Genomic DNA, 14,680 nt, shown 5'->3' on the forward strand with positions numbered 1-14,680 from the left:
CTTGCCGTAGCGGGAAGGCGGGTCTCGGGGGTGTGTGGCAGCCTGACTTCGACCGACTGGACAAGGGGCGGGGCCGCAGTCATCACAGGAGAGGAACTGGTATGCGGGCCATCACCGTCCGGGACCGCGCCGCCGGCGTCGAAGGAATGTCCCTGACCGAGCTTCCCCACCCCCATCTCGCCGAGAACGACGTCATCGTGCGGGTGCACGCATCCGGGTTCACCCCCGGGGAGCTGGCGTGGCCGGGCACGTGGACCGACCGTGCCGGGCGGGACCGGACACCGAGCGTGCCTGGGCACGAGCTGTCGGGGGTGGTCTCGGAGCTGGGATACGGCACTACCGGCCTCACGCTGGGTCAGCGGGTGTTCGGGCTGACCGACTGGACCCGCGACGGTTCACTGGCCGAGTACACCGCGGTGGAGGCCCGCAACCTGGCGCCGCTTCCGGCGGACATCGACCACACGGTGGCCGCCGCACTGCCCATCTCGGGGCTGACCGCATGGCAGGGCCTGTTCGACCACGGCCGGTTGGCCGCCGGGCAGACCGTCCTGATCCATGGGGCGGCGGGCGGGGTGGGGTCTATCGCGGTGCAGCTCGCGCGGGAGGCCGGGGCCCGGGTGGTCGGCACGGGCCGGGCCGCCGATCGGGAGACCGCGCTGGGCCTGGGCATAGATGCATTCGTGGACCTGCAGGCCGACCGGCTGGAGGACGTCGGCGAGGTCGACCTGGTCTTCGATGTGATCGGCGGCGAGATCCAGGAGCGGTCGGTTGCGCTGGTACGGGCCGGAGGCACGCTGGTGACCATCGCCTCGCCGCCCCCGGTACAGCCCCGGAACGGCCGGGCGGTGTTCTTCGTCGTGGAATCCGACCGCGCCCGGCTGGCCGAATTAGCCCAGCGTGTCCGGGACGGCCGGCTCAGGCCGATCGTCGGCGAGGTCAGATCGCTGGAGGAAGCCCCCGTCACCTTCGGGCCCGGCCGACGTGCCCGGGGCAAGACCATCATCCGGGTCACCGACGGCCAGTAGCCGACCACCACCCCACCCGCCACCCCAACAGGTCCAACCAAAGGTCCAGACAACACGGCACGAGAGGCCAAAGCACGCCCACCCAGTGCAACAGGTCACGCCTTCCGGTCCTTCGCCGGGCAGAGCCTCGCGTGGAGCACCCGCGCCTCCCACCACGGATCGTCCGGGGCGGAGACCAGCGCGGCCACCAGCTCCCGCTTCGTCGGCACCGGCAGCACCAGCGGGCCCAGCTCCTCCGCCTCCCGGTCGGCCGCGCACTGCGGACACTCCAGCCGGTCCGGGCCAGCCTTCTCGTCGAGTTCCAGCGGTGAGCCCGCCTTCCCACCGATCGAGCCCCGACAGGTCCAGCACGGGCGCAGCGCCGCGTTGGACGTGCGGGCGGCCTGGCGCTGGTCGTCCGGGCGGGCCGGGGCCATCGTGGAGCGGTCCGCCTCGACCATCAGCAACCGTGCCCCGAAGCCGCGTCGAGGAAATCCCCGACAGCTGCGGCAAGGGCACGGTGAAGGTGAAGCTCGGGGTGTGGCTGTCCAACACCACGAGCCGGCGGGCCAAGCTCGCCGAGGCGCGGCTCGATCAGCTCGCGGAACTCGGACTCGACTGGCGCTGATCCCGGCGGACAGCTCTGGAGTGCGAAGGGGCGAGGCCATCGGCCTCGCCCCTTCTGATCGCTGTTCTGCCTGCACGGGCTGGGTACCGTCGAGGGGCCGCTCGGGTTCGGTCAGGCGAGGGCGAGGAAGAGTCTCTCCAGTTCGGCTTCGGACATCGGTGGCGCGTCGCCGTCCGCGGTGGCCAGGCACTGGCGCATTCCGCTGGCCACGATCTTGAAACCGGCCCGGTCGAGGGCCCGGGAGACGGCGGCGAGCTGGGTGACCACGTCCTTGCAGTCGCGGCCGGCTTCGATCATGGCGATGACGCCGGCGAGCTGCCCCTGCGCACGGCGCAGCCGGTTGAGGACCGCGCTCACCGCTTCTTCTTCCACCTGCACCGGTTTCCTCCTGGCTCGCGCCGACTACGTCCTTCAGGATACCCCAGTGGGTATATGCGGGGTCAGTGGCGGGTGGCGGGTTCCGGGCTGGGCGCCATCGCCCCCTGTGCGGGTGGGTTTTCGGTGCGGTGGGCGCGTCTGCGCTGGAGCAGCGGCCAGGCTGCGATCGCGGGGACCGCGGCCAGGACGGCCGGGCCGGTCTGGCGGCTGAGGACGAACAGGCCCATGGCGACGACGAACCAGCCGAAGCCGGTGCGCAGGGCGTGCTGGGGTATGCGTCCGGCGTAGCGGCCGCCGATGAGGCTGCCGAGGACCGCGGCGGCGGTGACGGCGAGGGCCAGGTTCCAGTCGAGGTGGGCGCCGGAGATGTGTCCGGCCAGTCCGGCGAAGGAGTTCATGGCGATGACCAGGAGGGACGTACCCACCGCGATGCCCATGGGCAGGCCGGCCAGCAGGGCCAGCGCGGGCACGATGAGGAAGCCGCCGCCGGCGCCGAGGATGCCGGTGCCCGCGCCCACGACGAGGCCCTGCAGGAGCAGCCGGTGGAGCGGGAGTTCGCGGTGCGCCTGCGCCGGGGTCTTGCGGGGGCGGCGGAGCATCGCGGCCGCGGTGGCGAGCATCATGAGGGCGAAGGCGATCAGCAGGACGGTGTCGGGGATGTACGTGGCGGCTCGTCCGCCGGCGTAGGCGCCGATCATGCCCGCCAGGCCGAACAGGGTTCCGGTGCGCCAGCGCACCCGGCCGGCGCGGGCGTGGGAGATCAGGCCGGCGATGCTGGTGACGCCGACGACGAACAGGGAGGTGGTGATGGCCTGCTTGGTGTCCTGGCCGGCCAGGTAGACCAGGATCGGGACGGTGAGCATGGATCCGCCGCCGCCCAGGATTCCGAGGAGGACTCCGATCAGCAGCGAGGCCGCGATGTCGAGGGTGATCACGGACGGCTCCTGAGTGCGGCGATCACCGAGTTGATGTCGGTGCGCGGGCCGCGGTTGTAGGGGAGCTTGGCGAGCAGCATGCCCATCGCGCAGGTGTTGGTGACGGCGGCGAAGGTGAGGCCGGCTCCGACGGCGGTGCCGATCAGGTGCAGGCCGGGTATCGCGAGGCCGGCCAGTCCGGAGACGAGCACGATCGAACCGGCGATCAGCCTCACCTGGCGTTCCAGTTCCCAGCGAGCCGCCCTGCGGGTCACCGGGCCCTTGGCTGCCTCCCAGGCGGCCATGCCGCCCTGAAGGACGCGCAGGTTGGGCAGCCCGGCGTCGGAGAGGGCCTGCTCGGCCTGGGCGGCGCGGGCGCCGGAACGGCAGATCAGGACGGTGTCCTCGTCGAGGTGGTGGAGCAGTTCGGCGCGGTACTCGCGCAGCGTGTCCAGGGGCGCGTTGTAGGCGCCGGGGATGTGGACGGTGTGGAACTCGCCGGGGGTGCGCACGTCCAGTAGGCGCGGGCCGCTGCCGTCCTTGGTGAGTTCCCTCAGGGCCGAGGTGTCGATTGCGGCGGGGGTGCGGGTGGGGGTGGTCATGGGGTCTCCGATGTCGGTTCCACCGGGCGGGCGAAATACCTACCCGGGTATATGTCGGGGTGTGGCTGGGCGCGGGTGTCCGGCAGGGCGGTGGGGGGTGGTCTCGCGTCGGACACCGTTGGTTCGGGGGCCGGGATGTGGCTTGGGGGCCGGGGCCGGCGCGGAGGGCTGGCGACGGTCGGCCTCCACGCCGGGTCCCGGCGTCTGGGGGGGGTCGGTCAGGCGGTGGTGGGTTCGGCGAGCAGGGCCCAGGCACCGTAGCCGCCGAGGATGTCGGAGACGTCCTCGAAACCGTGGTGGCGCAGCAGGCTGGCGGCGATGGAGGAGCGGTGTCCGCCGGCACAGTGCAGGACCAGTGGGCGGTCGGTGGGGATCTCGTCCAGGCGGTGGGGCAGTTCGCCCAGCGCGATGTGGAGTGAGCCCTCGATGTGGCCGCCGGCGCGTTCGGAGCAGTTGCGGACGTCCAGGACGACCGGGGGCTGGTCCCCGGCGAGGGCGGTGCGCAGTTGGTCGGCGGTCAGGCGGCTGGCCGGGGTGACCTGGTCGGGCATGGCGGCGAGGGCGTCGTCGGGGCCCAGCAGGTAGCCAGCGTGGTGGTCGAAGCCGATGCGGGCGAGGCGGGTGGCGATCTCCTCCTCGCGGTTCTGGGGTGCGATGACCAGGATGCGGCTGTCGGGGGCCAGGACGGTGCCGGCCTGTTCGGCGAAGCGGCCGTCGGCGGGGATGTTGATCGCACCGCGCAGGTGGCCGGTGCCGAACTCCTGCGGGCTGCGGGTGTCCACCACGACCGCTCCGGTGGCGTGTTCGGTGCGGAACTCCCCCAGTGACAGTGACCGGGGCGCGACGGTGGGGTCGAACAGGTCGCGTTCCTGGCGGTTGAGGGTGGCGTCGTAGGCGAAGTAGCCGGGTGCGGTGGACTGTCCGGCGGTGACGATGGCGACGAACTCGTCCTCGCTCATCGGCCGGCAGGCGTAGTTGGTCGCGCGCTGGGCGCCGATGGTGGACTGCTTCTCGGTGGAGAGGTTCTTGCCGCAGGCCGAGCCCGCGCCGTGGGCGGGGAAGACCCGCACCTCGTCGGGCAGGCCCATCAGCTTGTGCTGCACGCTGCGGTAGAGCATCCGGCCGAGTTCCTCGGCGGTGACGCCCGCCGAGGCGAGCAGGTCGGGGCGGCCGACGTCGCCGATGAACAGCGCGTCTCCGGTCAGCACTCCGTAGGGGACCTCGTCGGCTGCGCGTTCGTAGACCAGGACGCTGATCGACTCCGGGGTGTGGCCGGGGGTCTCCATGATCTGCAGGGTCACCTCGCCGAGGCTGATCCGCTCGCCGTCGGCGAGGTGGCGGATCGCGTACTCGGTCTCGGCCCGCTGCCCGTAGCCGATCCACGCGCCGGTGCGGGCGGCCATCTCCAGGTGACCGGCGACGAAGTCGGCGTGGAAGTGGGTGTTGATGACCGCCTCGACGGTGAAGCCGTACGCCTGGGCGTCGGCCATGTACTCGGAGATGTCCCGGCGTGGGTCGACGACCACCGCCTTGCCGGTGGACTCGTCGGCGATCATGTACGACGCCTGGGAGAGGCAGTCGAGGTAGTACTGGGCGAAGAACACGGGGAACAACCTTCCGATCGGGGGCCCACACCGGACTTGATATACCCGGTGGGGTATAGAAATGAGTAGGCGAGGCGGGCCGCGGCTTCAGGTGTGCGAGGAGCGAAAGAAGGTGCGCCGGGCGGCGCGGGGCCAAGTCAGTGCGGATGCGAGCCGGCGACGAGAGGGTGCCCGGCGCGGGCCCAGCCACGGGTGCCGCCGGCGACCGACCGGGCGTCGACGCCGCGGACACGCATCCAGTCGGCGGCGACCAGGCTGCGGTTGCCGCTCGCGCAGATCACGTACACCGGCCGGGGCGCCGGACCAGGTGGGCAGCTTCGCGAGCGGGACGGGCAGCGCGCCGGGCACGTGTCCCGCGTGGTACTCGTCCGGCTCGCGCACGTCCAGGACGAGGCCGCCATCGGCCCAGGCCGCGGCGAAGGTGTCGAGGTCGATCTCACGGGTCACGTCAGTCCTTCATATACCCCCAGGGGCATCTTGGCTTCGAACGTAACTCCACCGCAACACCCCCGTCAAATACCCACCGGGGTATCTTGGCGGAGGCGTGACGGCGCACACCCCCGGCGGGCCTTTAACTCGACTGTACCCCTAGGGGTATCTTTGGATTCGGTGGCTGCACCCGCGTCCCGAAGCCCCGGCACCGCGCCTTCGCGCACATGCCCGGCCTCAACGTGCGGGCAAGGCCGACACGGCCGGCCGGGCCGCCGGTCGCCCGGCCAGCGCCCGGGCGGCCCCCTCCCGGCGAAGCAGTGGGACCCCGCGAGCGGGCAGTACGCGGCACCTCGGCATGATCTGGTTCGTATCCGACGCCTCCGACCTGCCGAAAGACCTCACCGAACGCATCCTGGCGACGTTCCTCTACGCCGGCATCGGCGTCACCGGCACCCCGCTGTCGTCCAGGAGGGCCGCGAGCAGGCGGACCGCCCGCTGGGTGGTCTTGTCCGGGACGAACCGGTAGTCCATGCACAGCGGGCCGTCGGTGTACCGCTCCAGCAGCGCCAGGAGCCGTGTCTGGACGGTGCGCAGGTACACCACCGAGGCAGTTGCCCCGGCTACCGGCGGCGTGGGCCTGGCAGGCGCTGCGGTCCTCTTCGTCGTCGTCATGGCGCCACCCTGGCCGGGGCCGGCTGTGGACAGCGGCGCTGTCGACAGAACAACGCGGCCCAGCCGGAGGTCACCGGCTGAGCCGCGCGCAGCGGAAGGGCAGCAGGCCCTGGGGCCCGGGCGGTCCGTCAGAACTGAGTGCGGCGCACCCTGGGATGGACGGGCGGGGCCTGATCGGTGCCGCGCAGTGCGAGGGCCGCGGTACGGATGCGCTCCAGCCAGCTCATGACCTGGCGCAGCGTGGCAGGGTCGAGGTCGCGGGTGAGGTCGCGGACGGCCTGGTGGCCGAGCTACGGCCCGGCATCAGGGGCCGACCCGGTCGTAGCGGAGCGCGGTGAAGCCAACGCCGTCGGAGTAGACCTGTGCGACGGTGGCCGCCCCGACGGCGTTGGTCTCCTGTGCCTGCAGCCGGATCGTTGTCGGCCCACTGACCCTGATCAGCTCGCTGATCGGCGCGGTCTGGTTGCCGCCCGCCTGGGCGGTGCCCGGGTTCCCGTCGATGATCTGGTAGACGAGCCGCTCGCTCTCCGGTACCTCGGCGGCGGCCGTGACGTTCCACAGCCGCGCGCTCATGTAGACGTTGAGCGACGGATTGCCCGCGAGGCGTCCGCGGACATCCGCGTCGAGCTCATACGTGCCGGCCTGGGGAAGCGTGACCTCCAACGGCGTGTCGGTCCACCTGCCGGGCGGCAGGTCAACGATCGTGTGCAGCTTCGCGATCCCGCTGACCGCAGCCGGTGCGGCCGGGGCCGCCTTCGCGTTGCTCTGCGCAGCTGCCGCGGTCGTGGCGCCCACGAGCAGCAGTGCCGCGATGCCGATGAGGCCGGTACGCAGCGTTGACATGGTTCCTCCCGAACGAAGGCGATGGGATATGCCTCTGACAAGGTAGGAATCGCCCACTTCAGGGCCTATCGCCCGAACGGGTGAGGACCGCTCGCGTACCAAGCACCTGTGAGCGGGCGTACGCCTGCTCACAGCGGACAGCCGCTGGGTGGGCGTGTGGATCTCCAACGCCAAGACCAGCCGGGCCAAGCTCAGCGGGGAGCGGCTCGACCAGCTCGCCGCACTCGGGATCGACTGGCGCTGACCCCCGGGCGGGAGCAGTCGACCTCCACCATGAGCACCGGCACGCCGATCTCCGCCGCCTGCCACACGCCGTCCGGGCGCACCTTCCGCCGGGCCGCCCGGGAGCGGGAACTCCTGGAGACCGACCACGACGTCCTGGTGACGCTCCACCGCTTCACCCTGGCGACCGCCGAGCAGCTCCACCAGCTGCACGGCGGCGCCGCCGGAATCAAGCAGACCCAGAAGCGGCTGACCCGGCTCCAGGCCGAGGGCCTGGCGGAGCTCGTGACCCTGCCGCAGGCCGGGCGCGCGAAGGCCTGGCACCTCACCGCGGCCGGCTCCGCCGTCACCGCCACCTTCCCCGAAGCCCTGCGCCCGACCGCGCCGGTGCCCGGCTCGGAGAACCCGGCGGTGCAGCACGGGCGCGAGCACCTGCTCGACATCGGCCGGATCCACGCCGCCTTCGTCACCGACGCCCGCACCCGCGGCGAGGCCTGCGGCCCACTCGACCTCGTCCCCGCCCCCGAGCTGCCCACCGGCGCCGAGGTGTACCGGCCCGCCGCCCACCTCGCGTACACCGCCGGCACCGGCGACGAGCGGCACCGCCAGCGGGCGTTCATCGAGCGCCACCGCCCCGGCGTCGGCGACGAGCAGACCGCCGCGCAGCTGGCGGCCTGCGCCCGGGTGTGGGAGCAGGACGGCGAGGGCGGAGCGGGGCGGGCATGGGAGCGGCGTGGCGCTCCTTCCCGCGGCTGCTGGTGGTCCTGGTCGGCACCGGCGCGGCCCAGGTGCGCCCGGTGATGGCGGACCTGCGGCTGGCCGCCGAGGAGAACCCGGCCGTCGCCGAGCTGCTCGCCACCGTCCCGGCCGGCGCTGCCCGGATCGAGGACCTGGTCCAGCGCGGACCGTCCGCGCCCATCTGGCACTCGCTCGGCGCCCGGGGCGGGCGGGCGTGCGGGTGGACGGAGCCGTAGGAGGGCGGGGGGCAGGAACGGCGAAGGGGCGGCCCGAGCGCGGGCCACCCCGACACAGTGCTACCAACGACTACGAGAGCCGTTGGCCTGGACGCACCCGCCGATCGCAGCGCCAGGAGATCACTGACACCGCTTCCAGGCCAGGTGGTACACGGTTTTGATCCTGCCGTCCGTCGAATCCATCTCCATGAAGCTGGTGGCGCTCGGGCTCGAGGTGCCGCGCTCGACCTGCAGTTCAGTGTTGATGTCGAGGTTGCGCTCCTCCCCGCAGGGGGCGAAGACCAGGGCGGCAACGTCCACGGTGTCGGTCACCTGCCAGTTACCGGTGAACCCGCCCTTGAAGTGATGGGTCGAGTTGGTGGTGTGGGCGTTGCCCTGGAAGTGGTAGCTGGCCCGCTGGGTCCCGGACGCACCCGGCGCCAGTGACGCGAAGCCGCTGTAGCCGGCGGACACGATCGCGTAGGTGTAGCCACCGGGGACGTGCACGAGCAGGTTGAGCTGACAGTTCTTCTGGAAGTCGGCCGGCACCGAACCGGGCCCCACCTGGGCAAGGTAGTTACTGTAGGCGACGGTGAAGGCGGTGTTGTCAGGGGACACGGCCACGGAGGCCGTCCCCGCCGGGCAGCCGGAACCGTTGAGCGCCACGCTGTCGATGACGATCCGGTCCGGAGGCGGGGGCGGGGGCGGGCTGCCGCCGAAGACCGACGAGCCGAACAATGATGTGGCGACACCAGTCGCAGCCAGCGCGCGGAGCACCATGGGCTTCCCTTCAATCGTCCACGGCTCCAGGGCGGGCGTCGCTTTCCGAGCCCGACCCCCGGATTTCACGTCGGCATCGCACCACACGTTGCGTGTCCGCGTACAGAAGGTGACGATCCAGTCACTCAAACAGCCTTCAAGGTGGAGGCACTAGCCCGGATGCAGGCCCCGAGGCCGTTGCCCGTCACAGCCGGTACGGGGTCGCCGACGTGGCCGCTTCATCGGCGCCGGGCGGCAGCGTCGGCAGCGGCCAGGACGGATCCGGCTCCCAGCCGGGCCAGCCGCCGGCGAACGGCCCGGCGCGATCGTCCGGCATGCCGATCGCCCGCCCGCGGGCCCGCTCAAGCTGGCGGCCCACATAGTCGTCGACCACACCGAGGCGGCGCAGCGTTGCTGGATCGAGAACACCCCGGCGGGGGAGGCATGGCTCCAGCAGTTCCACGCACAGGACTGAACAGCCCGAACGCAGACTCGGGACCCTCGCAGGATCAGTGCGTTGCTGCACTAGCTAGCCGCCGCAGGTCAGGTCCTTCGCGGGCAGCCGGCCCGTGGTCAGGTAGCGCGTGACACTGCCGTCCGCGCAGGACGGGCCGGCCACCACCACGCCGTGGCCCTCACCGTCGGCCACCGTGACCATCCGTGCGCCGTGCAGTGCCCGCCGCATGCCCTGGGCCATGTCCAGCGTCGCCTGCGGGTCCCACTGGTTCTGCACGATCAGCGCGTTGACGTCGTTGTTCACCACGGTGGCCGACTCGCCGCCCGCCGACTTCCAGAACGCGCACGGCTGGATGTTGGCCCCCAGGTCGCCGGCCAGCGGGTACCTGGCCCGGTCACGGACCGCGTCCCGGCGGTACTGCTCGGGGTCGCGCGGCCAGCTGCGGGTGTCGCCGCAGAAGACGGCCCACACGGCGGCGGTCGTGTTGTCCGACGGAACGACCGCCGGCACGGCCGGTACGGGCGGGCCGCCCGCGGCCGCGGCCTTCAGCGCGACGATCCAGGGGGTGACGGCCTCGAGGTGGACGAACGCGGCGTACCCGGAGCGGATGGCGTCGCCGTCGAGCGCCCCGTCCTCGGTCGGGACGGGCGTGCGGTCGGCGTGGGCGACCAGGTCCCAGTACGTCTTGCGGACCTCCTCCGCGGTGGCACCCAGCCCGTACGTGGCGTCGCGTGCGGCGGCCCACTCGGTCCACCGGGTGAAGGCGAGTTCGGCCCCCGCCGCCCCCTCCCGGAGCGTCCCGCGCCACGCGAGCGCCGGGTCGAGCGCGCTGTCGAGCACGAACCGGTCCGAGCGCTGGGGGAACATCTGCGTGTAGACGGCGCCCAGGTAGGTACCGTAGGAGTGCCCGAAGTAGGAGATCCTCCTCTCCCCCAGCGCCGCCCTGACGACGTCCATGTCCCGCGCCGTGTTGCGGGTGGTGATGTGCGGCAGCACGTCCCCCGCCTTGGCGCGGCACTTGTCGGCCACCGCCCGGGCCCGTTCCACGTCCTTCGCGAACGTCCCTGCCGCGTAAGGGTGTTGGAGGCTCCGTTCGTCCTCCGTCAGGTCGCAGCCGATCGGCGAGCTCTGCCCGACCCCGCGCGGGTCGAACCCGACCAGGTCGAACCGCTCCCGCACCTGCGCCGACAGCAGCGGCTCCATCTCCACGGGCATGGTCAGCCCCGGGCCGCCCGGGCCCCCGGGGTTCATCAGCAGCACGCCGTGCCGCTCCTTCGCGCTGCCCGCCTTGACCCGCGATATCGCGATGCCGATCTTCCGGCCCGCGGGGTCGCCGTAGTCCAGCGGCACCGTGACCTTCGCACACTCGAACGCCGCCGGGCGGCCCGCGTCGCAACGCTCCCAACGGAGTTGCTGCCGCGCGTACCGCTGGAGCGGGTCGCCCGCGGCGAACGCCGTCGCGGGGGTGAGCGCCGCCAGCACGGCCGTCGCCGCCCCGACCGTCAGCGCGGAAATCGTTCGCCCGTCTCGCAGAACCATGCCAGTCCTCTGTACAGAATCGATGTCTCGGATCACCTCCAGTCTCCGTTCCGCCGTACCCGCACCACGTACGGCGCGGGAATGGGCTCGAGATCCAACCTACGGCGTACGGCGAGGTGCTGACGTACTGCTGGGGTCCCGTTTCCCGCCATCCGCCGGGGCCGGGTGAACGGCCGACCGGCTGCCTGCCGTTGTCACCGGGGCACACCGCGGGGTCGGATTGGGGCGTAGCGGCGTGCTCGGCGGGTGTCCGGGGTGTCCGGCCGCCGTATGACGGCGGGAGGGGAACTCGCCGCGCGGGCCGTCCTGGTCGCGGTCTGGTCGCGGTCGGCACCATCAGGCGGGGTGGCGGGATAGCTTTACCCCCCGTACCACCCGTCACGCACCCGCCCGGCTGGCACTCTGCTTGCGGGCGGGTCCTGCACCCGGATGATGTGGAGACCACATGGCTCGACGACGCTCCTTACTCCGGCTCGGCCTGGCCGTACCGGTCGTGCTGTCGCTGACCGCCTCGCTCGGCTTCCTCCCCGCCTCGGCCTCGGCGACGCCCCGAATACCGTCCGCCGCGCGGGCCGAGGACGCGCACACCCTGGCGTACGTCGTCAACACCAGGACCGACCGCCGCACGATCGCGGAGGTGCAGCGGGCCATCACCGCCGCCGGCGGCACCATCGTCGTCACGTACGACGGGATCGGCGTCATCGTCGTCCACTCGGCGAACCCCGACTTCGGCAGGCGGCTGCGCGCGGTGCGCGGCGTGGAGTCGGCCGGTGCCACGCGGACCGCGCCGCTCAGCGCCGCGGGGACGACCGACGAGGGTGCGGTGCGGTACCTCTCCGAGGCCGAAGCCGCGAGGATCGGGAAAGCCTCCGGCGGCGGCACCGAACCACTCGAAGCCGAGCAGTGGGACCTGCGGGCGATCGGCGCGGACAAGGCCGCGGAGATCAACCCCGGCAGCAGGGACGTCACGGTCGCCGTGATAGACACCGGCGTCGACGACACCCACCCGGACCTCGCCGCGAACTTCTCCCCCTCGCAGTCCGCGGACTGCGCCAGTGGCAAGGCCGACACCACGTACGGCTCCTGGCGGCCGGTGGATCCGAACTACTTCCACGGCACGCACGTGGCGGGCACGATAGCCGCGGCCCGCAACGGCATCGGCGTCGCGGGCGTGGCACCCGGTGTGAAGGTCTCCGGCATCACGGTCTCCCAACCCACCCCGCGCCAGCTGATCTACGCCGAAAGCGTCGTCTGCGCCTTCGTGTTCGCCGCCGACCACGGTGTGCAGATCACCAACAACAGCTACTACGTGGACCCGTGGCAGTACAACTGCCTGGACGACCCCGACCAGAAGGCCATCGTCGACGCGGTCAACCGCGCCCAGCTCTACGCGCAGCGCAAGGGCACCCTCAATGTCGCCGGGGCCGGCAACGCCAACCACGACCTGGCCTCCGACGCCTTCACCGACGGCGGCAGCCCCAACGACTCCACCCCGGCGAGTCGGACGGTCGACCCGCGCAGGTGCTGGGACCTGCCCGCACAACTGCCGGGCGTCGTCACGGTCAGCGCGACCGGCGCCAAGAGCGCGAAGTCGTACTACTCCAACTACGGCCTCGGCGTGATCGACGTCGCGGCGCCGGGCGGCGACCAGTACCAGGCCTCGGACACGCCGTCCGGGGAAGGCGGCATCCTGTCGACGCTGCCGAACAACCAGTACGGCTACGAGCAGGGCACGTCCATGGCCACTCCCCACGCCGCCGGTGTGGCCGCGCTGCTGAAGTCCGCCCACCCGCACGCGACCCCGGCCCAGTTGCAGGCACTGCTCAAGGCCCAGGCGGACAACCCGGGGTGCCCTGCCGACCCGGCCGACCCGCACGGCGGGAACGGCGACGGCACCGCGGCCGCCGTCTGTGCGGGCGGCAAGCGTGTCAACGGCTTCTACGGCTTCGGCATCGTCAACGCACTGCGCGCGGTCGAGTAGCCGGCACCGCACAGGTCCCACTGCCGTAGTCGTCCCCACGACTGCCCTGTTCCGCGCCTGAACGCGGGCGCCCCGGCCGTTCCGGACGGGGCGCCCGCGTTCTTCGGGCCCGTCGGGTCGACGGGCGTGCAGGTAGCGGTCCACCAGGCACAGCAGGCGCCGGGTCGCCACCGGGGCCGGGCCTGCCGTGGGGCTTCACCACCGCGCCGACACCCTGCGTGGTGAGCATCCCGGAGCTGTGCGGGCCCAGCGCCTGCCCGCTCGGCCCGTCCGGCGTCAGCGCCATCAGCCGGTCCTGCAGCAGCAGCCTCGCCCTGTACCCGAAGGCGGCTGCCGTGACCAGGACCAGGGCGACGGGCAGTGCCTGGTCGAACACGAACGGCGTCGGCTCCCCCTCGCAGGTACTCGCCCGCAGGCTACGGCTCGGTCAGCGCGCCGCCGCCCCGGGCCCGGACGGCTGCGCCGAACCGCCACGCCTCGATGTCGCGGTAGCGGATCGGTCCCGGGCCGCGGCCGATGTTGCTGCCGACGAGGTGGAGGCGTTCGGTCCGCCACGGCCGGCCCACGAAACCGGTCAGCCCGGCTGCGGCCTGCGGCACGCTGACGGGGTCGTCACGGCGGGACCGTGCCAGCGTCAGATGGGGGCGCAGCGGCCGGTCCCTGAACTCGATTCCGCAGGACCTGACCAGGTCCCGCACGCCGGTGGCGAGCAGGTGCAGTCCCTCCAGGTCCCCGTCGATCCCGCTCCACAGCAGCCGCTGGTCGAAGTGGCCGCCGCTGCGCAGGCCCAGGTGCAGGGCGGGGTGCGACGCGGCCGGACCGGCCAGCGCCGACCGCAGCAGCGGCACCGCCGTGGACGGCTGTTCGCCGAGGAAGGCCAGGGTGATGTGCCAGTCCTCGATCCGGTTCCACCGCAGCCGCGGGTACCTGGTGTAGGCGGGCTGCAGGGCCCGGGCCAGTTCGTCCTTGGCGTCGTCGGGCGGGGCCAGGGCCACGAAGACGCGCAGGGTCGATGGTTCGGGGTGATCGTCCACGAGGGGGGAGGTTAGCCGAGGGCAGGTCGGCCGTGCCCGCCGGCGGCGGGCAGGCCCGGAGCCGGCGGCGGGAACGGCGACGGGGGCAGGCCCGGAGCAGCCGCGGGGACGGCGGGCTCCTGGTCGACGTCAGCGACCGGGACAGCGGCGGGCACCGAGACAGCCGGGGCGTCGGCGCAGCCGCGCTCCCAGGCCTGGACGGTCCCGCTCCAGACCATGCCGATGGCGTCGAGCTCCGACCCACGGACCGGGTCCAGGGCGCCGGTCTCGCCGAGGTGGCGCCGGTTGCGCAGCCACGCGCGCAGCTCGCGGTCCTCCCCGATGTCCGGCAGGGTCGAGGTGGCCGTGCCGGACACGGAACGCGGCCGCCGGCCGACGCGTGCGCTGCCACCGGGCGGCGCGCGGTCAACGAGTCGGAAGCGGACACCTACCAGGCCCTCGCCCGGACCTGCAGCAGCTCCGGACCCGGCGGCGGCGACAACCCCTACGTACGTGCCGAGCACCCGGCACCCGGACCAGCCTCACAGGGAACCACCACGGCGGGTCCGGATATCCCCCAGCCCCTTCCATGGGATCTGAGCAGAATTCACCGGCCGAATACCGTGACGATCTCCAACCGGCCGTCAATTCCCAAGACGGCCCGGACACGCCTCCAGAC

The 14,680-nt window shown here is 72.4% G+C and carries 18 protein-coding genes; 5 read left to right on the plus strand and 13 right to left on the minus strand.

Translation table 11 applies throughout. The features are described 5' to 3' along the window. Positions 1-101: 101 nt before the first annotated feature. On the plus strand, positions 102-1,025 hold the full coding sequence (locus P3T27_RS33945; RefSeq protein WP_280685126.1) for an NADP-dependent oxidoreductase: 924 nt from the start codon (positions 102-104) through the stop codon (positions 1,023-1,025). A 95-nt stretch (positions 1,026-1,120) separates the two neighbouring features. Here the strand turns inward: P3T27_RS33945 and P3T27_RS33950 are convergent, their stop codons facing one another. Then, positions 1,121-1,465 carry a hypothetical protein gene (locus P3T27_RS33950; protein ID WP_280685127.1) on the minus strand — a complete coding sequence of 115 codons (345 nt, stop codon included), beginning with the start codon at positions 1,463-1,465 and terminating at the stop codon, positions 1,121-1,123. 8 nt (positions 1,466-1,473) lie between these two features. Here P3T27_RS33950 and P3T27_RS33955 point away from each other — a divergent pair, with 8 nt between their 5' ends. After that, positions 1,474-1,632 (plus strand): hypothetical protein, encoded by a 159-nt coding sequence (locus P3T27_RS33955; protein WP_280685128.1) that lies wholly within the window; start codon positions 1,474-1,476, stop codon positions 1,630-1,632. A gap of 111 nt (positions 1,633-1,743) precedes the next feature. On the opposite strand, the gene P3T27_RS33960 is transcribed toward P3T27_RS33955, so the two are convergent. The 7 genes from P3T27_RS33960 to P3T27_RS33990 all read right to left on the minus strand — a co-directional run bounded on the left by P3T27_RS33960 (position 1,744) and on the right by P3T27_RS33990 (position 7,077). Continuing rightward, positions 1,744-2,010 carry a metal-sensitive transcriptional regulator gene (locus tag P3T27_RS33960; protein WP_280685129.1) on the minus strand — a complete coding sequence of 89 codons (267 nt, stop codon included), beginning with the start codon at positions 2,008-2,010 and terminating at the stop codon, positions 1,744-1,746. A 62-nt stretch (positions 2,011-2,072) separates the two neighbouring features. Continuing rightward, entirely contained in the window at positions 2,073-2,945 is an 873-nt protein-coding gene (locus tag P3T27_RS33965) for a sulfite exporter TauE/SafE family protein (protein ID WP_280685130.1), read from the minus strand. Next, entirely contained in the window at positions 2,942-3,526 is a 585-nt protein-coding gene (locus tag P3T27_RS33970; RefSeq protein WP_280685131.1) for a rhodanese-like domain-containing protein, read from the minus strand. The genes P3T27_RS33965 and P3T27_RS33970 overlap by 4 nt, the downstream gene beginning before the upstream one ends. A 218-nt stretch (positions 3,527-3,744) precedes the next feature. After that, on the minus strand, positions 3,745-5,130 hold the full coding sequence (locus P3T27_RS33975; protein WP_280685132.1) for an MBL fold metallo-hydrolase: 1,386 nt from the start codon (positions 5,128-5,130) through the stop codon (positions 3,745-3,747). Positions 5,131-5,217: 87 nt separating this feature from the next. After that, positions 5,218-5,577: a rhodanese-like domain-containing protein gene (locus P3T27_RS33980; protein WP_348534176.1), complete on the minus strand. Its 360-nt coding sequence runs from the start codon at positions 5,575-5,577 to the stop codon at positions 5,218-5,220. A 411-nt stretch (positions 5,578-5,988) separates the two neighbouring features. Beyond that, positions 5,989-6,234 (minus strand): hypothetical protein, encoded by a 246-nt coding sequence (locus P3T27_RS33985; RefSeq protein ID WP_280685133.1) that lies wholly within the window; start codon positions 6,232-6,234, stop codon positions 5,989-5,991. 303 nt (positions 6,235-6,537) lie between these two features. Next, positions 6,538-7,077: a hypothetical protein gene (locus P3T27_RS33990; RefSeq protein WP_280685134.1), complete on the minus strand. Its 540-nt coding sequence runs from the start codon at positions 7,075-7,077 to the stop codon at positions 6,538-6,540. A gap of 273 nt (positions 7,078-7,350) precedes the next feature. Here P3T27_RS33990 and P3T27_RS33995 point away from each other — a divergent pair, with 273 nt between their 5' ends. Together P3T27_RS33995 and P3T27_RS34000 are read left to right on the plus strand one after the other, a co-directional pair. Then, positions 7,351-8,100 (plus strand): replication-relaxation family protein, encoded by a 750-nt coding sequence (locus P3T27_RS33995; RefSeq protein ID WP_280685135.1) that lies wholly within the window; start codon positions 7,351-7,353, stop codon positions 8,098-8,100. Beyond that, complete coding sequence (locus P3T27_RS34000; protein ID WP_280685136.1) at positions 8,100-8,273, plus strand: hypothetical protein; 174 nt, start codon at positions 8,100-8,102, stop codon at positions 8,271-8,273. The genes P3T27_RS33995 and P3T27_RS34000 overlap by 1 nt, the downstream gene beginning before the upstream one ends. A 120-nt stretch (positions 8,274-8,393) precedes the next feature. On the opposite strand, the gene P3T27_RS34005 is transcribed toward P3T27_RS34000, so the two are convergent. The 3 genes from P3T27_RS34005 to P3T27_RS34015 form a co-directional block, all read right to left on the minus strand. Further along, the gene (locus tag P3T27_RS34005; protein WP_280685137.1) at positions 8,394-9,161 is read right to left on the minus strand and encodes a DUF4360 domain-containing protein; all 768 of its coding nucleotides are present in this window, start codon (positions 9,159-9,161) and stop codon (positions 8,394-8,396) included. 55 nt (positions 9,162-9,216) lie between these two features. Then, positions 9,217-9,474 (minus strand): hypothetical protein, encoded by a 258-nt coding sequence (locus P3T27_RS34010; RefSeq protein ID WP_280685138.1) that lies wholly within the window; start codon positions 9,472-9,474, stop codon positions 9,217-9,219. A 66-nt stretch (positions 9,475-9,540) separates the two neighbouring features. After that, positions 9,541-11,007, minus strand: coding sequence for an alpha/beta hydrolase (locus P3T27_RS34015; RefSeq protein ID WP_280685140.1), 1,467 nt, complete (start codon positions 11,005-11,007; stop codon positions 9,541-9,543). Between the two features lie 445 nt (positions 11,008-11,452). Here P3T27_RS34015 and P3T27_RS34020 point away from each other — a divergent pair, with 445 nt between their 5' ends. After that, entirely contained in the window at positions 11,453-12,988 is a 1,536-nt protein-coding gene (locus P3T27_RS34020) for a S8 family serine peptidase (RefSeq protein WP_280685141.1), read from the plus strand. A 416-nt stretch (positions 12,989-13,404) separates the two neighbouring features. Here P3T27_RS34020 and thpR read toward each other — a convergent pair whose 3' ends face one another. After that, complete coding sequence (gene thpR / locus P3T27_RS34030; RefSeq protein WP_280685142.1) at positions 13,405-14,022, minus strand: RNA 2',3'-cyclic phosphodiesterase; 618 nt, start codon at positions 14,020-14,022, stop codon at positions 13,405-13,407. An 11-nt stretch (positions 14,023-14,033) separates the two neighbouring features. Then, positions 14,034-14,378: a hypothetical protein gene (locus tag P3T27_RS34035; RefSeq protein ID WP_280685143.1), complete on the minus strand. Its 345-nt coding sequence runs from the start codon at positions 14,376-14,378 to the stop codon at positions 14,034-14,036. Between the last annotated feature and the right edge of the window lie 302 nt (positions 14,379-14,680).

The sequence above is a fragment of the Kitasatospora sp. MAA19 genome, assembly GCF_029894125.1.
Classification (GTDB): Bacteria; Actinomycetota; Actinomycetes; order Streptomycetales; family Streptomycetaceae; genus Kitasatospora.